This is a genomic window from Campylobacter sp. CFSAN093249 (assembly GCF_011067895.1).
Lineage (GTDB): Bacteria > Campylobacterota > Campylobacteria > Campylobacterales > Campylobacteraceae > Campylobacter_D > Campylobacter_D jejuni.
Map to the genome: position 1 here is coordinate 1 of NZ_JAAMWM010000005.1, position 21,832 is coordinate 21,832.

The 21,832-nt window shown below is 31.0% G+C and carries 19 protein-coding genes and 6 pseudogenes; 8 read left to right on the plus strand and 17 right to left on the minus strand.

Features of this window, described 5'->3' with window-relative positions; genetic code table 11:
• Positions 1–8: 8 nt before the first annotated feature.
• Entirely contained in the window at positions 9–1,040 is a 1,032-nt protein-coding gene (gene pseI, locus FBF10_RS03825) for a pseudaminic acid synthase (protein ID WP_002888921.1), read from the minus strand.
• Positions 1,041–1,295: 255 nt separating this feature from the next.
• On the opposite strand from pseI, the gene pseA reads away from it, so the two are divergent.
• The 3 genes from pseA to hisF are packed head-to-tail and all read left to right on the plus strand — an operon-like array spanning position 1,296 to position 3,781.
• Complete coding sequence (pseA, locus tag FBF10_RS03830) at positions 1,296–2,432, plus strand: pseudaminic acid biosynthesis protein PseA (RefSeq protein ID WP_002784894.1); 1,137 nt, start codon at positions 1,296–1,298, stop codon at positions 2,430–2,432.
• Entirely contained in the window at positions 2,429–3,034 is a 606-nt protein-coding gene (gene hisH, locus FBF10_RS03835) for an imidazole glycerol phosphate synthase subunit HisH (protein WP_002864311.1), read from the plus strand. The genes pseA and hisH overlap by 4 nt, the downstream gene beginning before the upstream one ends.
• On the plus strand, positions 3,035–3,781 hold the full coding sequence (gene hisF, locus FBF10_RS03840; protein WP_002864312.1) for an imidazole glycerol phosphate synthase subunit HisF: 747 nt from the start codon (positions 3,035–3,037) through the stop codon (positions 3,779–3,781).
• On the opposite strand, the gene pseH is transcribed toward hisF, so the two are convergent.
• The 3 genes from pseH to pseF are packed head-to-tail and all read right to left on the minus strand — an operon-like array spanning position 3,746 to position 5,722.
• Entirely contained in the window at positions 3,746–4,219 is a 474-nt protein-coding gene (pseH, locus tag FBF10_RS03845) for a UDP-4-amino-4,6-dideoxy-N-acetyl-beta-L-altrosamine N-acetyltransferase (RefSeq protein ID WP_002781802.1), read from the minus strand. The two genes, hisF and pseH, sit on opposite strands and share 36 nt — an antisense overlap.
• Complete coding sequence (gene pseG / locus FBF10_RS03850) at positions 4,216–5,040, minus strand: UDP-2,4-diacetamido-2,4,6-trideoxy-beta-L-altropyranose hydrolase (protein WP_002777694.1); 825 nt, start codon at positions 5,038–5,040, stop codon at positions 4,216–4,218. Before pseG ends, pseH begins: the two co-directional genes overlap by 4 nt.
• Positions 5,024–5,722, minus strand: coding sequence for a pseudaminic acid cytidylyltransferase (pseF, locus tag FBF10_RS03855; protein WP_002888925.1), 699 nt, complete (start codon positions 5,720–5,722; stop codon positions 5,024–5,026). Before pseF ends, pseG begins: the two co-directional genes overlap by 17 nt.
• Positions 5,723–5,813: 91 nt before the next feature.
• Between pseF and FBF10_RS03860 the strand changes: the two genes are divergently transcribed.
• Positions 5,814–7,028, plus strand: a complete 1,215-nt coding sequence (locus FBF10_RS03860) for a DUF2920 family protein (RefSeq protein ID WP_165433894.1) — start codon at positions 5,814–5,816, stop codon at positions 7,026–7,028.
• Between the two features lie 21 nt (positions 7,029–7,049).
• Positions 7,050–8,120, plus strand: a complete 1,071-nt coding sequence (locus FBF10_RS03865) for a hypothetical protein (RefSeq protein WP_002888951.1) — start codon at positions 7,050–7,052, stop codon at positions 8,118–8,120.
• On the opposite strand, the gene FBF10_RS03870 is transcribed toward FBF10_RS03865, so the two are convergent.
• Entirely contained in the window at positions 8,117–8,344 is a 228-nt protein-coding gene (locus FBF10_RS03870) for an acyl carrier protein (RefSeq protein ID WP_002777686.1), read from the minus strand. The genes FBF10_RS03865 and FBF10_RS03870 overlap by 4 nt on opposite strands.
• 39 nt (positions 8,345–8,383) lie before the next feature.
• Positions 8,384–9,892 carry an AMP-binding protein gene (locus FBF10_RS03875; RefSeq protein WP_052789816.1) on the minus strand — a complete coding sequence of 503 codons (1,509 nt, stop codon included), beginning with the start codon at positions 9,890–9,892 and terminating at the stop codon, positions 8,384–8,386.
• Positions 9,893–9,952: 60 nt separating this feature from the next.
• Between FBF10_RS03875 and FBF10_RS03880 the strand changes: the two are divergent.
• A pseudogene (locus FBF10_RS03880) lies at positions 9,953–11,181 on the plus strand (DUF2920 family protein).
• A gap of 13 nt (positions 11,182–11,194) precedes the next feature.
• On the opposite strand, the gene FBF10_RS03885 reads toward FBF10_RS03880, so the two are convergent.
• The 11 genes and pseudogenes from FBF10_RS03885 to dcd all read right to left on the minus strand — a co-directional run bounded on the left by FBF10_RS03885 (position 11,195) and on the right by dcd (position 19,870).
• Positions 11,195–11,416 carry an acyl carrier protein gene (locus FBF10_RS03885; protein ID WP_002777644.1) on the minus strand — a complete coding sequence of 74 codons (222 nt, stop codon included), beginning with the start codon at positions 11,414–11,416 and terminating at the stop codon, positions 11,195–11,197.
• Positions 11,416–12,475 (minus strand): annotated as a pseudogene (locus FBF10_RS03890) (beta-ketoacyl-ACP synthase III). The gene FBF10_RS03885 and the pseudogene FBF10_RS03890 overlap by 1 nt, the downstream one beginning before the upstream one ends.
• Positions 12,465–14,026, minus strand: a pseudogene (locus FBF10_RS03895) (HAD family hydrolase). The pseudogenes FBF10_RS03890 and FBF10_RS03895 overlap by 11 nt, the downstream one beginning before the upstream one ends.
• Positions 14,023–14,438 (minus strand): annotated as a pseudogene (locus FBF10_RS03900) (VOC family protein). Before FBF10_RS03900 ends, FBF10_RS03895 begins: the two co-directional pseudogenes overlap by 4 nt.
• The gene (locus FBF10_RS03905; protein WP_004308281.1) at positions 14,431–14,814 is read right to left on the minus strand and encodes a hypothetical protein; all 384 of its coding nucleotides are present in this window, start codon (positions 14,812–14,814) and stop codon (positions 14,431–14,433) included. The pseudogene FBF10_RS03900 and the gene FBF10_RS03905 overlap by 8 nt, the downstream one beginning before the upstream one ends.
• Positions 14,811–15,042 (minus strand): annotated as a pseudogene (locus tag FBF10_RS03910) (acyl carrier protein). The gene FBF10_RS03905 and the pseudogene FBF10_RS03910 overlap by 4 nt, the downstream one beginning before the upstream one ends.
• Entirely contained in the window at positions 15,039–15,824 is a 786-nt protein-coding gene (locus tag FBF10_RS03915) for an AAC(3) family N-acetyltransferase (protein ID WP_002867329.1), read from the minus strand. Before FBF10_RS03915 ends, FBF10_RS03910 begins: the two are co-directional and overlap by 4 nt.
• Positions 15,821–17,132, minus strand: a pseudogene (locus FBF10_RS03920) (DUF4910 domain-containing protein). The gene FBF10_RS03915 and the pseudogene FBF10_RS03920 overlap by 4 nt, the downstream one beginning before the upstream one ends.
• On the minus strand, positions 17,125–18,255 hold the full coding sequence (gene pseC / locus FBF10_RS03925; protein ID WP_165433895.1) for a UDP-4-amino-4,6-dideoxy-N-acetyl-beta-L-altrosamine transaminase: 1,131 nt from the start codon (positions 18,253–18,255) through the stop codon (positions 17,125–17,127). Before pseC ends, FBF10_RS03920 begins: the two are co-directional and overlap by 8 nt.
• Position 18,256: 1 nt before the next feature.
• Positions 18,257–19,261 (minus strand): UDP-N-acetylglucosamine 4,6-dehydratase (inverting), encoded by a 1,005-nt coding sequence (gene pseB, locus FBF10_RS03930; protein ID WP_002887908.1) that lies wholly within the window; start codon positions 19,259–19,261, stop codon positions 18,257–18,259.
• 48 nt (positions 19,262–19,309) lie between these two features.
• Positions 19,310–19,870 carry a dCTP deaminase gene (gene dcd, locus FBF10_RS03935; RefSeq protein WP_002869981.1) on the minus strand — a complete coding sequence of 187 codons (561 nt, stop codon included), beginning with the start codon at positions 19,868–19,870 and terminating at the stop codon, positions 19,310–19,312.
• A 147-nt stretch (positions 19,871–20,017) separates the two neighbouring features.
• Here dcd and accB point away from each other — a divergent pair, with 147 nt between their 5' ends.
• Positions 20,018–20,473, plus strand: coding sequence for an acetyl-CoA carboxylase biotin carboxyl carrier protein (accB, locus tag FBF10_RS03940; RefSeq protein ID WP_002853623.1), 456 nt, complete (start codon positions 20,018–20,020; stop codon positions 20,471–20,473).
• Between the two features lies 1 nt (position 20,474).
• Complete coding sequence (locus FBF10_RS03945; RefSeq protein ID WP_002860484.1) at positions 20,475–21,806, plus strand: acetyl-CoA carboxylase biotin carboxylase subunit; 1,332 nt, start codon at positions 20,475–20,477, stop codon at positions 21,804–21,806.
• The last annotated feature ends 26 nt before the right edge of the window (positions 21,807–21,832 follow it).

Sequence of the window (21,832 nt, forward strand, 5' to 3'; positions counted from 1 at the left end):
GGTGAAGGTCATTGGAAATCTCCTTGTTTTAAAGCATCACCAAATTCTATATCTTTAGTAGCTTTTTTTCCTAAAAGTTCTTGATAAAATTTAGGATGTAGTCCAAAAGAAGGACGCACGGATTTTACATTTTCTTCGCTGAACATTTCACCTTTTTTGATATCCTTACTTGCATATAAGCTTCTTGCAAAAACACGGTTTTTAAGCGCCTTTTCATCTAGATCTAACTTACCATCGCCTAAAGCACTTTCAGCTTGTCTTACTGCATCTACCATAGCTTTAAATTCATCAAAATCAAGACTAAATTTACTGTCTTCACTTTCTATGCTTTTATCTAACATAAAATGCTTTTCTATCACTCTAGCTCCAAGTGCTACTGCCATAACAGGGGCTAAAAAACCAAAGCTATGATCACTTAGCCCCACTTCAACATTAAATTTTTCTTTTAAACTTGCTATGCCTTTTAAATTCATATCTTCTATGGCAGTAGGATAAGCCGAAGTGCATTTTAAAAAGATTAAATCAGGATTTTTTTCTTCTTTAAAAATTTCACAGATTTTAAAAAGTTCTTCTTCTGTAGCAATGCCCGTTGAAACGATAGTAGGTTTTTTTTCTTTGGCGATTAAACGCACGAAATTTTCATCATTAGCTTCAAAAGAAGCGATTTTATAGGCTATAGGATCAAAGCGTTTTAGAAATTCTAAATCTTCTTTGGCAAAAGGACTTGAAAAACAAAGTATGCCTTCATTTTGTGCGGTTTCAAAGATTTGAGAATGCCATTCATAAGGGGTTTTTGCACTTTGATAAAGCTCATAAAGTTTTCTTTTATCCCAAAGCCCACCCTTAATAATAAAATCTTCTTTGTTGCTATTTAGAGTCATGCTATCTGGAGTGTAAGTTTGAATTTTTATCGCATCAGCACCTGCTTCTTTGGCAGCTTTTATACTTTGAAGTGCCATCTCAAGACTTCCTGCGTGATTTGCACTAAGTTCTGCTATGATAAAAACCTTTTTATCGGTGTTAAAATTTCCTATTTGCATACTTTTCTTTCTTTGGTAAATTTCCTGACTAAAATGATATATAATTATATTATATATTTCTTCAATTTATATATTTATATTATATAAATATTACAACTTTGTTATGATTTTGCTTGGTTTCATTCAAAAAATGCCATATGGATTTAAATTATAGAATTCATTCATTTTTTAATTTTTATATAATATAAATATATAAAATCATAAAATAAAATTTAATTATAACGATATATATTTAAGACTAATTAAAGGAAATTTATGAAATTTTGTAAAAAATGTGTGATGCCAGATACTAAGCCTGATTTACATTTTGATGAAGAAGGTGTTTGTGATGCTTGTCGTTCTCAAGAAGCTAAAAATCAAAATATTAATTGGCAAGAAAGAGAAAAAGAATTTTTTGAGCTTATAAAAAAATACAAAAAACATCCTGTTTATGATTGTGTTATCGGAGTAAGTGGCGGAAAAGATTCTACTTTTCAAGTGGTTAAAATGCTTGAACTTGGACTTAATCCTTTGTGTGTGTGTTTTGAGCCTAGCGTACCTACGAAAATAGGGCGCAAAAATTTAGACAATTTAAATCATCTTGGCGTGGATTTGATCCATATCAAGCGTGATCCAAAAGTTTATCAAAAACTTGCCCGTGAAGCTTTTATAAGAACAGGGGATAATGAGTGGCAAAACCATTTGGGAATTTTTACTTCTGTTCCACGCATAGCGGTAAATTTTGGAGTGCCTTTGATCATCTGGGGAGAAAGTCCGCAGATAGAGTATGGCGGTCCTGCGAGTAGTAAAAATAAAAATATTTTAGGCAGAGAGTGGCTTGAAGAATTTGGCGGGCTTTTAGGAAATCGTGCTTCTGATATGCTTGGGGTAAATGGTATCACTGAAAAAGATTTGTTTTTATATACTTATCCAAGTGATGAAGAACTTCAAAGAGTAGGGGTTACTGGGCTATTTTTAGGGTATTATTTTAAATGGGATTATAAAAAAATTCTTGAAATTTCTAAAAAATATGGTTTTTTAACTCTAGATCATCCTGTTGAGACTACTTATGAAAATTTTGAAAATTTAGATTGTTATTCTAATCATGTGCATGATTATTTAAAATACTGCAAATACGGCTTTGGTAGAGCAACGGATAATGCTTGTTTGGATATTCGTTTAGGTTATATCAGCCGTGAAGAAGGGGTGCGTTTGGTACAAAAATACGATGGCAAGCCCCCTAAAAAGGCTATTAAAAAATACCTTGAATTCAGTGGTTTTAGCGAGGAAGAATTTCAAAAAATAGTAGATTCTTTTACCAATAAAAAAATTTTTAAACGTGATGAAAATGGTAAATTTATAAGAGATTATGATGGTTCTTTGGTAAGAAAAGACGAGTGTGTTTTAAAATGATAGCGCTCATTGATTACAAGGCGGGAAATTTAAACTCTGTTGCTAAGGCTTTTGAAAAAATAGGAGCTATAAATTTCATAGCTAAAAATCCAAAAGATTTGCAAAAAGCAGATAAATTGCTTTTACCTGGAGTGGGATCTTTTAAAGAAGCCATGAAAAATTTAAAAGAATTTGGTTTTATAGAAGCTTTAAAAGAGCAAGTTTTAGTACAAAAAAAACCTATTTTAGGCATTTGTTTGGGAATGCAGCTTTTTTTAGAAAGGGGCTATGAAGGTGGAGTTTGCGAAGGACTTGGTTTTATAGAAGGTGAAGTAGTCAAATTTGAAGAGGATTTAAATTTAAAAATCCCACACATGGGTTGGAATGAGCTTGAAATTTTAAAACAAGTTCCTTTGTATCAAGGCATAGATAATAAGAGTGATTTTTATTTTGTGCATTCTTTTTATGTGAAATGCAAAGATGAGTTTGTAAGTGCTAAAGCACAATACGGACATAAATTTGTTGCATCTTTACAAAAAGATCATATTTTTGCTACACAATTTCACCCCGAAAAAAGTCAAAATTTAGGCTTAAAACTTTTAGAAAATTTTATAAGGCTTTAAATGTTAAAAACTAGAATTATCCCTTGTGTTTTGTTAAAAAACGGACAACTTGTTAAAAGTATAGAATTTAAAGATTTTCGCACTATAGGGCATTTAACTTCAACAATGAGAATTTATAATGCACGCAATGTTGATGAGCTTATTATCTTAGATATAGATGCTTCAAAAAGTGGAGAAATAGATTTTGAAAGTATAGAAGATCTTGCTAAAGAATGTTTTATGCCTTTAACTATAGGTGGCGGGATAAAAACCCTTGAAGATATACAAAAGATTTTAAATTTAGGTGCGGATAAAATTTCTATCAATTCTAAGGCCTTAGAAGATATGGATTTTATAAGTAAAGCGGCTAATCGTTTTGGTTCTCAATGTATAGTTTGTTCTATAGATGTTAAAAGAAAAGGAGGGCAATTTTGTGTTTATGACAGGGGAAATTTACTTGAAAAAAGTCCTTTAGAACTTGCTTTAGAATATGAAAAAAAAGGAGCTGGAGAGCTTCTTTTAACCTCTGTGGATTTTGAAGGAAAAGCAAAGGGTTATGATTTAGAACTTTTAAAGATCTTTCAAAATAAACTTAAAATTCCTCTTATTATCAATGGAGGACTTAGCAATCCAAGTGATGGAGTTAAGGCTTTAAATTTGGGTGCTGATGCTTTAGCGGGTGCTTATATTTTTCATTTTTCTAAGTATACCCCTAAAGATGTAAAAGAAGAATTAGCTAGGCAAGGCTTTGCAGTCAGATTGCTTTAGGCAAATATGGTAAAAATCTTTATCTTCATCATAAATAGTAAAATGATTTTGTTGATATAATTTTAAAGCTTTGCGATTGTCTTTGAAAACATAAGCTTTAAGAGTATTTACTTTTAAGTTTTCAAAAGCGTATTTTATAATTTCATTCATTAAAATTTGTCCTACGCCTTTTAAATTAGGTTTTGCGTAAAGTCCAAATTCGCAAGATTTAGTTGTGATATTGACAAAATCAATTACGCCGATAATCTGTTCATCTTGAAAAACTAAAAAATATTTTTTGCTAGAATCTTGATGTAATTTTTTTAAAAATCTTAAATGTTCTTCAAAATCAATATATTTTGTTTTCATAAATTGATTGATATCGGGGTGATTGCGCCATTTAAAAATCAGCTCTATTTCTTGAGAATTAAGTTCTGTGAAATTTTTAAGTTTTATCAATACTTATACTCCACTTCATACCCTTTTTTAGCAAGCCAAGTTGCTGTAGATTCTTGATTTTTAACATAACAAATAGCTTTGAAATTTGCCTTTAAAAGCAAGGCTTCATTGACTAAAGAACTTGCACTAATGATGAGTTTATTGCTTTCATTCATCAATTTTGCAATATTTTCATGATCGATAAATAATCTAATATTGTTATGTAATTTTGCAAATTTTTGCAATTTTTTAAGATTAGGATTAGAAGAGCTGGTTACAATGCTGATGATTTTTGTTTTAGGTAATTCGCTAGCAATTTGTAAAGAAAGGTTTTTTATATCAGTTCCACCCATGCAAATGAAAAAATCATATTTTTTTTCTCTATTTTCTTTGGCCTCTTGATAAAATTCTTCCCTGATTAAAGCATAAGAAAAACCACATCTTACTTCGCATTTAAAAGGCACTAAACCTTCATAATCACTTGCTTTTGCATAGGCATTGACATTGAGTAAAATATCACAATGATGAGGCTTTATTTCATCATCAAAGCTTAGAATTTTCACCCCTGTTTCAAGCTTGATCAGTTTTTCATCATCTACGCTGATGCCATAGTGATCAATGATAAGAAGTTCAAATTTTTCTTCTTTGATGAGATTGATAAGTTCGTAAATGCTTTCACTATCAAGCTCATAAACAGGATAAGGAATTTCATCGATCAAAGAGCCTTCTAAAGGCAAACAAGCAAAACTTACATCGCTATATTGTTTAGCTAAGACTAGATCGCGTTTAATGTGTCCAAAGCCTATTTGACTGGAGCTATCGCTTCTAAAAAGCACTTTCATGATTTGCCTTATAAAGTATTTTTGCAAATTCTAAATCTTGCATGGTATCTATATCGTAAACTAAATTTCTTGGCAATACAAATACACTAGAATGAGGTTTAAACATAAAATCTTCTTCAAGCCAAGCTTTACTTGTGCCAAAATAAAAAGCTCCTGCATCGTGATAAGCTTTTGTTAAGTCTTGTGAACGACTTTTATAATGTTTTTCATCAAACATATAAACTTGATTATTCTCATTTAGATAAAAAGCCCTTTGTATAGGATACTCAAACTCAGTGGCGGCAAATAAAAACTTGCTTTCATTTTGTATAAATTTTTCATAAGCTTGTTTTAAAATGTTTTTATTTAAAAGCGGAGCAGTAGCATAAAGACAACAGACATGATCATAAATTTGATTTTGGCTTTGTAAAATTTCTATGGCATTTTGCACTGCAGCAGTGCTTGAAGCATAATCATCGCTTAAATTTTTATCACGCACAAATGGAGCTTTTGCACCGTATTTTAAGGCTACTTCTATGATTTCTTCATCATCGCTTGAAAGCACTACTTCATCAAAAATGCCTGAATTTAAAGCATTTTCTATGCTATAAGCGATTAAAGGTTTACCTAGAAAATCAATGATATTTTTTCTAGGAATTCTTTTTGATCCACCACGAGCAGGGATGATACAAAGATTTTTCATAGTTAAGCCTTGTTTTTTGTGTTTTATTTTACTAAAATTTAAGTATAATTGTCTTTAAAATACAATAAAATAATGCAAACGGGGTGGAATAATGCTCATAAATCAAACCTTTGAAATTGATTCTTGTGATGATGTAGAATTAAATATAAAAAGAACTAGCAAGCTTGAATACCGCATTAGTTATGATGATGAAAAAGAGATTAAAGCTATAGTTTTTATAGTGGGTGGTTTTGGAGCTAATGCAAATATTTCTTTTTTAGATTTTGATAGGGAATATATTGCTAAAAATTTTGATGTTGTAGTGGTACATGTTTTTTATCATTGTTTTTGTGCAAGACAAAGTATTGATCAAAAGTATAATCCAAAGCTTATTCCCAATCAAGATGATTTAGAGCGTGTAAATGGCATTTTAAAAAATATTAATTTAGGACATTTATCGGTTAATAAAGATAATTTTGAACAAATTATTCCTCTTATAGAGCAAAAAGTTAATGAAATGAAACAAGCAGGTTTGGTTGATGAAAGCCAAAAAATAGAACTTTCTTGTGATTTTATCCCACCCAATGGAGATTATCAAAACTATGGCGTTATGGCAGCTATTGATCATATCAATGCTTTAAAAGATTTAGTTAAATGTTTTCCAGAATTTGCAGATTTACCAAAAATTTATGGGGGGGGGTCTTATGGAGGATACCTATCTTTACTCATAGCAAAAATAGCTCCTTGGTATGTGGATGGTGTGATTGATAATTCAGGTGTTTGCTTGCCATTTTTGGCGTGCATTTTAGGAAGAGAAATGAATCAAGGGGAATTTTATTTCGAAGGAAGTGGTTATAGACTTTATTGTTTTGTATATAAATACTGGAATAGAAATATGAATTCTTCTTATTATTTTGGTGATGAAAATTATTTAATCAGAGCAGTTTTAAATTCAAACCATCTTCAAATTCAATCAAATTTAAATAAAAATACCATTTTTGTAAGCTATCATAGTATACAAGATATGGGTGCGCCAGTGCAAAATAAAATAGAACTTTATAAGTGTTATCAGGAATTAGGATATGATGCAACTTTACATTTAATAAAGGATGAAAATGATATAGATGGTAGATTTGTAAAAAGTTTAGAGCATGGACTTAGAATGACTGATAGGGCTTTATTTAGAAAAGAACTTCCTTTAATGCTTGAAAAACTACAAGGAAGAAAATCTTTTATGCAAGAAAATTCTATCTCTTATCCTTGTGGGAATAAAGTATTTGTGTTTAAGGATTTAGAAGATAAATTTGAGTTAGAGATGATAAATTAAAATAAAGATAAAGGATATAAAATGACAGCATATTTACATATAGGAACTACTAATACAGGAAATCAAGAAAAACAAGGCTTCTTGATGCAAAACGAAGAAAAGCTTTTGCAAAAAGCTTATATTTACCCAAAAAGTCTTAGAGTGGCAAATAGGCATTGGGCTTTGGTGGATATGGTTTTAGAATTGGTTCAAAAAGAAGATATTTTAAAAAAAGAGAGTGTTTTAAGTCATATCACAAATGAAAGACTTCTTAGAGCTATAGAAAATTTTAAAAGTGAAAGTGCTTTACATAAAGATAAAAAATTTATTTTTTCAGCTGAGGGTATAGTTTGGGATTTTTCTACCAAAAAACATGTAGAAATTTTAGAAAAGATTATGAGAGAGTTAGGTTTTACTCAAATTTATATTATTGTGTATTTTAGAGATACTTTGGGTTATTTAAACTCACATTGTTCTCAAGATCATAAAAACAATATGGGGTATTATTCTGCTGATTTTGCTCCGCAAGATCATCCTAGAAAATATATTTTTGACTATGAATGGATTTGCAAAACTCATGCTGAGGCATTTGGAGAAGAAAATTTGATAGTAAGACTTCTAAGGGAGGATTATGTAGGAGGGACTTTACTTAAGGATTTTGTTTATCATTTAGGACTTGAATGGGATGAGAGTTTTGTTTTAAAACAAACCAAAAATGAAAGTTTTAATCTTTTAGGAATGGAGCTTATGTCAAGATTAAATCAAAAAGATTTAAAGCAGGATAATCTTAATTCTTTGCTTTTTATGGCAAGAAGAAAATTTGAAGGCAGCAAAGAAAAAAGATTAAAATTTGCAGTGCAAAAAGATATTGCTAAAGCTTATGTGGATTATTTTGCTTCTTCACTTGAATGGGTAAAAAACAAATATTTCCCGCATAAAAATTCTCTTTTTACTCCTGTAAATTGGGAAGAATACGAACAAAACTATACTTTAACTCATACACTAAGCAAAGACTGGGATGATGTGGCGGATTTTATAGCACAAATTATTGTTTCTAAAAATGAAATCATCAGTTCTTTAAAAGAACAGCTTGAACTTGCAAGGAAAGATTAGTCTTTCATTGCAGTTTCAAGCATTTTTTTGATATTTTCAAAGCTTTCAAAATTTTCAGGTGTGATAAATTCTGCTTTTAAGGGTTTTTTATAAAATTTTTCTATTTCGGCAACCAAAGCCATGATATCGATACTATCGATAAAATCTTCACTTACTAGATTTTCCATACTCTCATTGATATCTGTTCTTTCTATATTGATAAAAAATTGTTTGATTTCTTGCATTTTTTCTCCTTCAGTTTTTTGAAATTATAAAATATTTATTTAAACAAGTTCTTTTAAAACCTTTCTATCAATTTTACCATTTTGATTAAGCTTAAATTTGTCGAGTTTAATAAAATTTTTTGGGATCATATAAGAAGGTAATTTATCTTTCAAAAAAGCTTTAAAATTAATTTCTTCTTCACTTTCATAAAAACAAATAATATCTTCTTTAAAAATACAAGCACTATTTTTTATACTCGCATGAGAGTTAATCACGCTTTCTATTTCTCCAAGTTCTATCCTATGCCCCATATATTTTATCTGATTATCCACTCTTCCATAGCATAAAAGTTCGCCAAATTCATTATAAGAAACTATATCTCCTGTTTTGTACAAAAGATCTAAATAATTATCATGTAAAGGATTTTGAGTAAAAGCTTGTTTGGTTTTTTCTTTGTCATTATAATACCCTAAAGACAAAGAAGTTCCACGCACAAAAAGCTCCCCTTTAACACTTATTTGTTTAGGACTTATGAAATTCATATTTTCATCAAAAACTAAAAGTTCTGTGTTTTTACATGCTTTGCCTATAGGTAAAAGTTCTTCATCTTTAAAAGTACGATTGATGATATAAAAAGAACATACATCAGTGATTTCTGTTGGACCATAAAGGTTGGCAAATAAAGCATTGGGTAAGTGTTTACGCCAAATATTTAGCTGTTTATTGGGCATGATTTCACCACAAAAAAGTATCTTTTTTAAGGCGTTTAAACTAAAATTATTCAAAGCTTCAGTATTTGCAAAATAAATCAGCACCGAAGGTACCCAAAATATAGTGCTTACTTTTTCTTTTTCAAGGCATTCTAAAATTTTATTTGGAAAGGCGAAAAGATGATTAGGTAAAAGGTGTAAAGTTGCTCCTGATTTTACACTTGAAAAAATATCTAAAATGCTATTGTCAAAATAAAATGGCGCTTGATTGGCTAAAATTTCATTCTCATCAAATTTAAAAGTCTCACACACCCAAAAAGTATAATCAATCACACTCTTATGAGCTATGCTTACTCCTTTAGGAATGCCTGTGCTCCCACTTGTAAAGAAAACATAGAGTAAATTAGTATCTATATGTTTTTCTTTGGCATGCTTTATTAAACTCTCATCTATATTAAAACTTTCAAAATCTTCTGTATAAAGCGTAGGTAAATCTAAGTTAAAATTTAAGTCCTTTGAAGTGATAAAAAGTTTAGGCTTTAAAACTTCTATGACTTTTTCTACTCTTTCTTTAGGACTTTTTTCATCTAAAAGTGTATAAAAATTTCCACTGAGTGCCACTCCAAAAAATGAAATCAAACAATCAATCCCTTTAGGCAAGATGATTAAAACAGGAGCTTGAGTAGGTTTATTATTTTTTAAAGTTTTTAAAATTTCACTGGCTAGTTTTTTAGAAAAGAGATCAAAGTCTTTGTAAGTGATTTCCTTTCTTTCTTTGGCAAAGGGTTCTACAAAAGCAGTTTTTTCGCTAAATTTGATTAAACTTTTTTCTAAAAAATCATAGATATGAGTTGTCATGATTTACCTTTTTAATTTTTTGTAATATAATATCGATAAATTAATAAAAAAGGCCTTTATATGCTCATAAACCAAAGCTTTGAAATCGATTCTTGTGATGATGTAGAATTAAATATAAAAAGAACTAGCAAACTTGAATACCGTATAAGTTATGATGATGAAAAAGAGATTAAAGCTATAGTTTTTATAATAGGAGGTTATGGAGCCAATGCAAATATATATTTTTAGACTCTTATAGAAATTATATTGCTAAAAATTTTGATGTTGTAGCAGTGCATGTTTTTTATCATTGTTTTTGTCAAAGGCGTTCGGATGTTGAAAAGTATTCAACATTAGCAGATTTTACAAAAGATGATTTAAAATTAATAGAAAAAGTGCTTCGTAAATACAATATTCCATGTGATCAATTAGCCAATAATACTGTAGTTAGTCATTGTGAATATTTGAGCGAGATTATGACAGAATTAAAAATGTTAAATCGATTGCCTTATGATTTTGAAGAAAGACTAAGTGCAACTTTTATCCCACTCAATGGAGATTATCAAAACTATGGCATTAAGGCAGCTATTGATCATATCAATGCTTTAAAAGATCTAGTTAAACGCTTTCCAAAACTTGCAGATTTACCAAAAATTTATGGGGGCGGGTCTTATGGAGGATACTTAGCCTTGCTCATAGCAAAAATAGCTCCTTGGTATGTGGATGGCGTGATTGATAATTCGGGTTCGGCTGTTCCACCGCTTAATTATATTATTGGTAGAGAGTTGGAATTTAAAAGCAAAGATACTAATGGGGATATGTATATACAGGGCGATCATTTTTTTGTGAGTTGTTTTCTAAAAACCCACTGGACGCGTAAAGAAAATTTACCTTATTTTTTTAATAATGAAAATTATTTTATTAGAACATTGTTAAATAAGGATCATTTGATTTTGCAAAGTCAAAAAAATAAAAATATTATTTATGTGAGTTATCATAGTAAAGAAGATCCTTTAACTCCAGCAAATTTTAAAGAACAAACCATGCAAATATTAAAAATTTTAGGTTACGATGTAAGCTTAAATTTGATAGATGAAAATAAAATTGATGGAAAATTTATTAAAAATTTAGATCATGGTTGTGGTATACCTGATAAAGCCTTATTTAGAAAAGAACTTCCTTTAATGCTTGAAAAATTGCAAAAAAGAAAATCTTTAATGCAAGAAAATTCCATCTCTTATCCTTGTGGAAATAAAGTGTTTATATTTAAAGATGTGGGTGACAAATTTGAATTAGTGATAAAAGATTAAAACCTTAAAGGTTTTAATCAAGCTTTGCTAAATTGATTAAATCACTTACTTTTTGACAATTTTTCAAGTCCTCGGCTGTGATTTTTAAAGCAAAAAGATTTTTATAAAGCACCATCACAGATACAAAAGCCAAACTATCCCACTCGTCTATATCATCAAGTAGCATATCCTCGTTTAAGTCTTCATCTCTATGCATAGCTTCTTTAAGCTCTTCTAAAAATTCAGTTTTTGTCATTATTTCTCCTTTGTGTAAATTAAAATGTCTTTTGTGTATAAATCCTTGAAATTTAGCACGGCACTTCCCCAGCTAAGCCCTGCACCAAAAGCACTCAAACTCGCTTTAAATTCTTTTGGAGTATCTAGTTCACAAAGTAGGGCAGGTAGTGAACAAGCGCTTAAATTAGCGTATTTTTCCATGATGAAATTAGGAACTTTATCATCATTAAGTTTTAACTCTTCTTTAATACAATCAACCAAATACGCATTAGATTGATGAAAAAGATGAAAAGCAATGTCTTTTTCTTCTACCTTGGAAAATTCTAAAATTTCTTTAAAGCTTTTAGGTTCGCATTCTAAAGCCATATTAAAAATATTTGCTCCGTCCATGTAAAGATTTTCTAATTGTCTACTCCTCAGTTTGCATGAGCGAATCATCGTTAAAAATATCTGCTTTAGGTATTCTCATCGCACCTTTTGGAATGATGAGTTTATCAAAATGTCTTCCATCGCTTCCAAGTTCAAAAAAGGCTTCATTAAAATCCGTTTTTTCAATCAAAGTTGCACTTACTCCATCGCCAAAAATTGGGGCTAAATTCATATTTTTAGGATGGATGAATTTGCTTAAAGTATCTCCACAAATGAGTAAAATTTTACCTAAGCCACTTTGTATTAAAGAATGAGCGACAAATAAGCCGTATAAATACCCTGCACAAGCTTGCCCTAAATCAAAAGCTATGGTTTTAGAGCTTAAATTTAAAAGCTGGTGTAAATAACAAGCCGTAGAAGGCATGAAAAAATCAGGACTTTGAGTTACTACGATGAGTGCATCAAGGCTATTTTTATCTATATTTAAACCTTGTAAAAGTGTATTGGCTGCGTGTTTGCCAAGATCGCTTACACAAGTGTTTTCATCACAAATATAACGCGTGTTTAAGCCTATGACTTTTTTCATTCTTTTAAGGGTTTTAATATCATTTGAAAAAATGCTTTCTAACTCATCATCAATGCAAATTTTATGTTCAGGTACGCTTACGCAAATGCCTGAAATTTTAGCTTTATCAAATCTAGTTTTCATGGATTATAAGTCCTTTAAAATTTAAATTTTGAAATGAAACAAGGGCTGAGTTTTTTTCAATTTTTTTAGAAATTTGTTCTAAAAAGCTTAAAAATGGCATATTTCTTTCGCCTTTTGATAATAAAGCCTTGCATTATTGTTTTTAAGATCAAAGAAATGTAAAGCTAGTTCAAAGGCTTTAAAAAACATTCTAGTTTCAAGTTTTCTACCTAAAGCCCTACAAGAAATGCAAAGATCATCGATAAATAAATTTCCTTCTTTGCAAGAAAAAACAAAAATAGCGATAATCCCACTATCGCTTAATTTATCACTCATGCTCACACTTACAATGAGTTCTTTTTGCATGTGTTGTGCGACTTTTTCTTGATTTAAGCGTGTGTAATTAGCAATAAATTGATTGGTTTTACCCAAAAGTTCGCTAATGCGAGGGATATTTTGCAGATCATTTTTGCTAAAATTTAAGCTGATTTCAAGATTTTGAAAATATTCTTCATCGCTTAAACTTTTAAGTTCTTCTCTTAAAGCATTGGCTGCTATATCTTTGGCACGAATTTGATCTTCTTTGGTATTTGAAAGTTTTAAAAGATTAGGAAAAAGTTTGATTTTATAAAGTATATTTTCATCGCATAAAAGTGTTTTAACGCCAGTAAATTTGGTATTTTCAAGCTCGGCGATATTATCATCTATAAAAAGCATAGTGTTAGTATTTATATTAAATTTTTTAGCAATTTTTAAGATATTTTCACCTTTTGGCTCCCAATTGATCATTCTAGCATCAAAATCATCCCATTGTAAGATGAAATCTTTCCTTATTTCAAAAAGTTTTTTTGCGTCTTTTTCTTCATTTTTTGAAGCTAGGGCAAGTAAAAACCCTTGTTTTTTAAAAGTTTTAATTTTTTCTTGTAAGGTTTTGTGCAAAGGACTTAAATTAAGATTATCTATACCCTCTTCACCTAAAATTCCTTGATACAAGGTATTATCAAGATCAAGTACAAGAGCTTTAAGAGCGGGTTTTACAAGTGCAGGGATGAGACTAAGTCCTAAAATTTGTGCCAAGAAAATCAAGGCTTTATTATTAAGTTTAGAGCCTGTAAGTTCTTCTTTAGCTAGGTCTAAAATATCTTCTTCATCAAAATACTCTTTTATGAGTTTTTCTATGTTAAAAATTTCACAATTTAAAATTTTTTTATCTGTTTTAAATTCTCCTAAACTAAGAACTAAAATAGGGTTTTGTGAAATTTTTCTTAGTTCTAAAAGTCTTTCTTTTATAAAATTTTGCACATTATTTTTATAGCGGGTTAAATCTAGCCATAAAAGCTCTAAACTAGCTTCTTTAAAGTTATCAAAACTCAAGCTATCATCATAAGAGCTGAAATTAAACTCAGCTCTTAAATTAGCAAAATGTAAAAAAGGAGCAATGATACTTTGCACTCCTTCAAAAGCATGATTTCTATGGACATTAATAAGAAGATCTTGACTTTTGCTAAAGTCTAATTCTTTGGCGAATTTTATAAGCTCATTGCGTTTTAAATGGGGTGAAAAAAGATTCATTTTAGCTCCACAAGTTCGATTAAAAGCCTATTTGGCATCATGATAAAACAAAGTTTAGCAAAATAGCTTGCTTGCATAATAGGAACAATACAAATGCCTCCTTGTTGTTCCAAAAGAATTAAATCTTGGGCGATGTTTTTACTTTCATAGGCTAAATGATACATTTTGGTATTATTTTTTAAATAGCTATCTAGTGGGCCTTTATCGTTTAAATTTTGCAAAAGTTCAAATCTATACTGTGGAAATGCTTCATTACAAGGAATGATAAATTCGCCTCTTACCCCTTGTTTTTCATCTACAAATTCTGATTCTTTATAAAAACCTAGTTTAAAAAACATTCCTTTTCTTTTTCTAAATTTTTACAAGCCACACCTATATGATGAATGGGTAAATTGAGTGTTGTATTAAGCATTTAAAACTACTGCCATAGTGATAGCATTTTTAAATTTCAATGCTTTTTCTAAACTATAATCATTTGCCATAAAACATTCATAAGCTTTAAATTTTAAGCCTGATTTTTCTATCAAATCTTTAACTTCATCAAAGCTAGAATAACGATAAGCCCCATTTTCTATGAAAAATTTTGTTTCTTCTAAAGTATCGTTAAGGATCAATAAATAACAATCGCATTGTTCTTTTATACTGATACCATCTTGAATATAATAAGAAATTAATTTATCAAATTCTTCTTCGTCTTCTTGTGGAAATTCAATTTTTTTAAGATATTTAGAATGGATAGGATTTTTTTGAGCGATGGCTTGAAATAATTTTTCAATATTTTCTTTCATTTTTCTGCCTTTAGGGTTTGAATTTTTTCTAGTAAAGCGCTTTGAGATTTTAAGAGACTTAAATCTTCTTTGCTAAATTTGATTTCAAATTTCTTCTTCTAAACTCATGATGATATCAATATGAGCTAAAGAAGTCCAGTTCTTGCAGTTTTCCATGCTTAAATTTGTATTTTCATCTACTTTGGTTTCAAGTATATTTTCTAAAATTTCATAAAATTGTTTCATTATCGATCTTTCTTATATATGGCTAATTTATCATTGGTTAAGGCTTGACATATTGCTTGAACATATTCTCTAGTATTATAAATTTCTATAAAATTTTTAGCAAAATTTATTTTTTTATAATTTTGCGTTTCTTGAATTATAGGATTAATTTTATTAATATCGCATAAATAAGACTGTTGCAAATCTCTAACGTAGTAGTCAATAGTTATTGTTTTTTCTTTCCTTTTTTCGTTTATTAAAATACCTTTAAAATTTTTAAAATATCTACAAAAAGTTGTATTTTTTTCTTCTGCGTAATGAACTAGAGCGTGCCCTTCATTTAAACCAAAAATTATATATTTTCCATTCTCTTTGGCTAAAACTTCATAAACACAATTTTCCCCAAAACAACTTGTTGTATCTTTTAAAAATAATTCTTCTTTTGCTCCTTTTATAGCAAAAGAAAATATAGGATCGTTTGTGCGTTTTACTCCTGTTTGTTTGCGAAAATATTCATTTAATGCTCCCATTTTTGTTTTGGAATTTATTTTGTCATAAACTTCATTTTTGCAAAAACTATAAGTAAAGGTTGGCATGATCAAAGTGCCTTCCTGACCTATAACTTCAAAAAAACAATTGAGTATAGTCTGTAAAAATTCATTTCTAGAAAGCAAAGGTATGCCAAATTTAAAAAGTTCTGTATGTACACATAAAATATCGCCTCTTTTTATACCTAGTTGATAAAAAGCATCTATTAAATCCTTATCGGAGTATTTTTTGTCATTGTGTTCTAAAAAATATTTCATTTTACTAGTCCATAAAATTTTATTTTTTTCAAAAGTTCTTTAAATTCATAAGCTTGCATATTTAAGATATTGGCTATATCGATGATATCATTCTCTCCATCACAGTAAGCTAGAAAATTACAAGCTAAAGGAATGTCATTGGCAGTGCTAAGGGTATGATATAGTCCTCTTTTGCCAAGATTGGGCTCGCATACTATGGTGTTTTTATATACGGCGTTGATTTCTAGATTTAAAATCATTTCTTGCATGCTTTGAAGTCCACCCATTAAACCTTTTTCAGAGATAAAATTGAGATCATCTTTGCTGGTGTGGTATTGTTCGTATTCTAGGTATCTTGTGCGACATACTCCTACAATGCCAAGATTTACAAGCGGAGCATTGTATTGTCTTTCATCGCTTCCGCGATCCAAAAAACTAAAAGCTTTGAAATTTTCTTTATTTTTAAGCGTATGCAAGGCAACTTTATCGCTTAGAGTGTTTTCTTTAGGTGTATGTATGAGTGAGTAAGCATGATCATCGCCTAAGCAAGAAAGCACAAAGCCTGCTTTAACATATTTTTTTAAATGCTCTAAATGTTTGCTAAGATAGACTATAGACCCTATGGTTTCAGGGATGATGACAAAGCGGTAATTATATTTTCTTTCTTTTAAACTCAAAAGCCATTTTGCTAGGAAAATAGCCACCACAGGGCCACTAAGCTCGTTATTTGCCATGGAAGGATGACAAAGATAGGTTGAAATTAAAATTTCATCTTTTGAATTTTGCGTACTAGGTAGGATAAAATCAGCATAGTCCAAAACCCCATTTTCATCATGTTTTGCATCGATATAAACTTTGTATTTGCCTTTTTTAAGTTTTTTTCTTTCATTATGCGTGAGACAAAATCCCCAACGCCTTTTGTAATAACTCGTTACATAAGGAATAGCATCGGGCATTTCTTCTATGGAGTAAAGATGATCTTGAAGTTCTTCTAGTTCGATTTCTTTATCGATAGCTTCGCTATAGTTTAGAAGGTGTAGATTATGCTTTTTAAAATCACAAATTTTTTCTCCTTCTGGAGTGATGATATAGGCTTCTTTGGCGTTCCATTCATCAGGGACTATCCAGTCAAAAACCTTTGTACCACTTTTTATAGAGTGAAATTTGAGTATCCCCCCCCCCGCCCAGAGTTTTATTTAAAATTTCTAAGCTATCTCTAAAACCTTGCCCTGTGATACTTCTAGGGATAGGAAAAAGTTCACAAGCTAGTTCATACATAGCCTTTCCAGTTTGGCTAAAATCTTGACTTCTAAAGTCTAGCTTATCCACAATATCCCTTTTTAACTTTTTCAAGAATGCTAAATAAAGTATCTTTTACAAATTTTGCATCCTTTAGATTCATTTCTTGATGACAAGGTATGCTAAGCTCGGCTTTGTAAAAATTATCCGCATTTTGGAGTCTGATTTCTCCTAAGAGTTTTTTATAAAAACTAAACTCATAAGTTGGTTTATAATGTACCTGTACGCCAATTCCTGCATGAAGTAAGCTTTCAAAAAGTTCTTCTTTTTGACAATAAAATTCAGGAAAAAGCAAGATAGGGTATAAATGTCTTGAGCTTTTTTTATAATTTTTGATTTTTATCGTGGAAAAATAAGGATTTTTTTCAAATTCTTTATCGTAAAAACTTGCGATTTCTTCTCTTTTTTCAAGATTGTGATCGAGTTTTTTAAGCTGGTTTATCCCTAAAGCACAAGCAACATCGCTTAAGCGGTAATTATAGCCAAGTTCTACCATATCGCTATCCCAAAGCCTTTTTTTAATTATACCATGGCTTTTTAAAAGCTTGATTTTGGTGATAAGCTCTTCATTATCACTCACCACAGCCCCGCCTTCAAAAGTAGTGATGGGTTTAACAGGATGAAAAGAAAAGATAGAAAGATCGGCTTTTTTTCCTACTTTTTCACTTTTATATAAGGCACCTAAAGCATGGCTTGCATCATCGATTAAAGGGATATTGTATTTTTTAGCAAGGCTTGAAATTTCATCTATTTCAACGCTATTTCCCCCAAAATCCACCACGCTAATAGCTCCTATATTTTTACTATCTTTTAAAAGTCTTGCTTCTAGTTTTTTTTCATCAATATTGCCATCGTTTTTAATGTCGATAAACTCTACCTTAGCTCCAGCTATTAAGGCCGCATTAGCCGTAGCAGCGAAGGTTAAAGGAGTGGTTAAAACGATTTTTTCTTGGACACCTAGTGCTGTGTAGGCAAGATGAAGAGCTGAAGTAGCTGAGTTTAATACACAAGCGTGTTTTACGCCCACATATTCGCAAAGGGCTTCTTCAAATTCATCTACCTTTTTACCCCCTGTTAAAATTTCATCTTTTAAAGCTTTTGTAAGCGCATCTATATCGCTTTGATTGATGTTTTGATGAGAATAAGTAAGCATTTTAAAAACCTTCGGTGTGATTGATGATTTCTAAAAGTTCTTTTTCGCTTGTCCATAAAGGATTATTATCCGAACTATAAGAAAAACCATCTTTTACCTTTTGTCCTTTTTCGCCTAGGGCATTGATACTAAAGTCATTATCTTTATCTACAAGTTTAATGCTAGGGCTTATGGCATAGTAGTTTTCAAATTCATAGGTTAAATGACTATCATCGCTTGAAATCATGATTTCATGTAGTTTTTCTCCTGCTCTTATGCCTATGATTTTATGGCTTAAATTAGGAGCTAGAGCATGGGCTAGATCGGTGATTTTCATCGAAGGAATTTTAGGGATAAAGATTTCTCCTCCATGCATTCTTTCAAAATTACTCAGTACAAATTTTACTCCATCTTCAAGGCTGATCCAAAAACGAGTCATTCTCGTATCGGTGATAGGAAGTTCTTTAGCTCCTTCGCTGATGAGTTTTTTAAAGAAAGGCACCACTGAACCTCTTGAACCTACAACATTGCCATATCTTGTAACACCAAAGCGTGTTTGCTTGTTACCTGCTATGTTGTTTGCAGCGACAAAAAGCTTATCGCTTGCAAGTTTGGTTGCACCGTATAAATTTACAGGATTACAAGCCTTATCCGTACTAAGAGCGATACATTTTTTAACCCCATTTTCAAAACAAGCATCTATGACATTTTGCGCGCCGTGGATGTTTGTTTTTATACATTCCATAGGGTTATATTCAGCAATAGGCACATGCTTCATCGCAGCAGCATGTATAACAAAATCCACATCACGCATAGCAGTGCTTAAACGCTCTTTGTCTCTTACATCTCCTATGAAATAACGCATGCAAGGAGCGTTAAAAACGCTTGCCATTTCAAATTGTTTAAGCTCATCACGAGAATAAATGATGATTTTATTAGGTTTATAATTTTCTAGCAAAACCTTAGTATAGGTTTTTCCAAAAGAGCCTGTTCCGCCTGTGATTAAGATATTTTTTCCGTTAAACATTTTGCCTTCCTTTGCTTAAGTTTTTTAAAATTAAAGCAACAAGTGTTCCTATTTTAAAATTCTTGGCAAGGTTATGCCCGTTTGAGCTTGATACTTGCCTTTTTTATCTTTATAAGTGGTGTCACATTTTTCATCACCTTGTAAAAACAACACTTGTGCTATGCCTTCATTAGCATAAATTTTTGCAGGTAAAGGCGTAGTATTTGAAATTTCTATAGTAATATGTCCTTCAAAACCTGGTTCAAAAGGGGTAACATTGACGATGATACCACATCTTGCATAAGTGCTTTTGCCAAGACAAATAGCTAAGACATCATCAGGCATTTTAAAATACTCTATAGTTCTAGCTAGGGCAAAAGAATTTGCAGGAACTATACATACATCACCTTCAAAATCTACTACATTTTCTTCTACGAAATTTTTTGGATCCACTACAGTTGAATTAACATTGGTAAAAATTTTAAACTCACGCCCTACGCGTATATCATAACCATAGCTTGAAAGTCCATAGCTTACCACACCTTTTCCTATATTTGCTTCGCAAAATGGTTCGATCATCTTGTGTTCTAATGCCATTTTTCTTATCCAATTATCCGCTTTTAAGCCCATTTTTAACCTTTTAATATTTGTAATTGTTTGTAAGGATTATAACCTAAAAAATCTATATTTTTTATGATTTTTTTCTTTTTTAAAGTTAAATTTCAAGTTTTTTTATATAATACAAGGTTAAGTTCTTAAATTTTGTAGGAGAATTTTATGACAAAAGAAGAAATTAAAGAGTTAGTAAACCTTTTTGCTGAAGCAAATATTAGTAAAATTAAGATCAAAGAACAAGATGGTTTTGAAATAGAACTTGAAAGAGATATGTGCTGCGATGTTCCAGCTCCTGTTTGTCCTCCAGTTCCAGCTCCACAACCTATCAATGTAAGCGTTGTAAACGAAGCTCAACCTAGTCAAAGTGTAAAATCAAACAAACCAAGTATAAATAGCCCTATGGTAGGAACTTTCTATCAAGCTCCAAGTCCAGGTGCAGCACCTTTTGTAAAAGTAGGTAGTACGGTTAAAAAAGGCGATACTATAGCTATTATCGAAGCGATGAAAATCATGAATGAAATTGAAGCGGAATTTGATTGTAGGATCGCTGAAATTTTAGTTGCTGATGGTCAGCCTGTAGAATTTGGAATGCCTTTATTTGCGGTGGAGAAATTATAAAATGGAAATTAAAAGCATATTAATTGCTAATCGTGGAGAAATAGCACTGCGTGCTTTAAGAACGATTAAAGAAATGGGTAAAAAAGCAATTTGTGTGTACTCTGAAGCAGATAAAGATGCTTTGTATTTAAAATACGCTGATGCAAGCATTTGTATAGGCAAAGCAAGAAGTTCTGAAAGCTATTTAAATATCCCAGCTATTATTACAGCAGCTGAAATTGCTGAAGCAGATGCGATTTTTCCAGGATATGGATTTTTAAGCGAAAATCAAAATTTTGTTGAAATTTGTGCTAAACATAACATTAAATTCATAGGTCCTTCTGTAGAAGCTATGAATTTAATGAGTGATAAATCAAAAGCTAAACAAGTAATGCAAAGAGCAGGCGTACCTGTAATCCCAGGAAGTGATGGAGCTTTAGCCGGAGCTGAAGCAGCTAAAAAACTTGCCAAAGAAATAGGCTATCCTGTGATTTTAAAAGCAGCCGCAGGTGGTGGTGGTCGTGGTATGCGTGTGGTTGAAAATGAAAAAGATCTTGAAAAAGCGTATTGGTCGGCTGAAAGCGAGGCTATGACAGCATTTGGTGATGGAACTATGTATATGGAAAAATACATACAAAATCCACGCCATATAGAAGTGCAGGTTATAGGAGATAGTTTTGGTAATGTGATCCATGTGGGCGAAAGAGATTGTTCTATGCAAAGACGCCATCAAAAACTTATAGAAGAGTCCCCTGCAATTTTACTTGATGAAAAAACACGCACTAGGCTTCATGAAACTGCTGTTAAAGCGGCTAAAGCTATAGGCTATGAAGGTGCGGGAACTTTTGAGTTTTTGGTAGATAAAAATTTGGATTTTTATTTTATAGAAATGAATACGCGTTTGCAAGTTGAACACTGTGTAAGTGAAATGGTAAGTGGGATTGATATCATAGAACAAATGATTAAAGTAGCAGAAGGTTATGCTTTACCATCTCAAGAAAGTATTAAATTAAATGGGCATTCTATAGAATGTAGAATCACAGCCGAAGATTCCAAAACTTTCTTGCCAAGTCCAGGTAAGATTACTAAATACATTCCACCAGCAGGACGCAATGTCAGAATGGAAAGTCATTGTTATCAAGACTATAGCGTGCCTCCTTATTATGATTCTATGATAGGCAAACTTGTAGTTTGGGCAGAAGATCGTAATAAAGCTATTGCAAAAATGAAAGTAGCTTTAGATGAGTTGCTTATAAGTGGGATAAAAACAACCAAAGATTTTCATCTTTCTATGATGGAAAATCCTGATTTTATTAATAATAATTACGATACAAATTATCTTGCAAGACATTAAAATTTCCCTATTAAAGGGAAATTTTA

Coding starts and splice junctions, on each gene's coding strand:
- hisH (WP_002864311.1), top strand. CDS start 2,429: ATGATAGCGCTCATTGATTACAAGGCGGGAAATTTAAACTCTGTTGCT.
- pseF (WP_002888925.1), bottom strand. CDS start 5,722: ATGAAAAATCTTTGTATCATCCCTGCTCGTGGTGGATCAAAAAGAATT.
- pseI (WP_002888921.1), bottom strand. CDS start 1,040: ATGCAAATAGGAAATTTTAACACCGATAAAAAGGTTTTTATCATAGCA.
- accB (WP_002853623.1), top strand. CDS start 20,018: ATGACAAAAGAAGAAATTAAAGAGTTAGTAAACCTTTTTGCTGAAGCA.
- pseA (WP_002784894.1), top strand. CDS start 1,296: ATGAAATTTTGTAAAAAATGTGTGATGCCAGATACTAAGCCTGATTTA.
- FBF10_RS03945 (WP_002860484.1), top strand. CDS start 20,475: ATGGAAATTAAAAGCATATTAATTGCTAATCGTGGAGAAATAGCACTG.
- dcd (WP_002869981.1), bottom strand. CDS start 19,870: ATGGGCTTAAAAGCGGATAATTGGATAAGAAAAATGGCATTAGAACAC.
- FBF10_RS03860 (WP_165433894.1), top strand. CDS start 5,814: ATGCTCATAAATCAAACCTTTGAAATTGATTCTTGTGATGATGTAGAA.
- pseC (WP_165433895.1), bottom strand. CDS start 18,255: ATGCTTACTTATTCTCATCAAAACATCAATCAAAGCGATATAGATGCG.
- pseB (WP_002887908.1), bottom strand. CDS start 19,261: ATGTTTAACGGAAAAAATATCTTAATCACAGGCGGAACAGGCTCTTTT.
- FBF10_RS03885 (WP_002777644.1), bottom strand. CDS start 11,416: ATGACAAAAACTGAATTTTTAGAAGAGCTTAAAGAAGCTATGCATAGA.
- FBF10_RS03870 (WP_002777686.1), bottom strand. CDS start 8,344: ATGCAAGAAATCAAACAATTTTTTATCAATATAGAAAGAACAGATATC.
- FBF10_RS03865 (WP_002888951.1), top strand. CDS start 7,050: ATGACAGCATATTTACATATAGGAACTACTAATACAGGAAATCAAGAA.
- FBF10_RS03875 (WP_052789816.1), bottom strand. CDS start 9,892: ATGACAACTCATATCTATGATTTTTTAGAAAAAAGTTTAATCAAATTT.
- hisF (WP_002864312.1), top strand. CDS start 3,035: ATGTTAAAAACTAGAATTATCCCTTGTGTTTTGTTAAAAAACGGACAA.
- pseG (WP_002777694.1), bottom strand. CDS start 5,040: ATGAAAGTGCTTTTTAGAAGCGATAGCTCCAGTCAAATAGGCTTTGGA.
- FBF10_RS03915 (WP_002867329.1), bottom strand. CDS start 15,824: ATGAAATATTTTTTAGAACACAATGACAAAAAATACTCCGATAAGGAT.
- FBF10_RS03905 (WP_004308281.1), bottom strand. CDS start 14,814: ATGAAAGAAAATATTGAAAAATTATTTCAAGCCATCGCTCAAAAAAAT.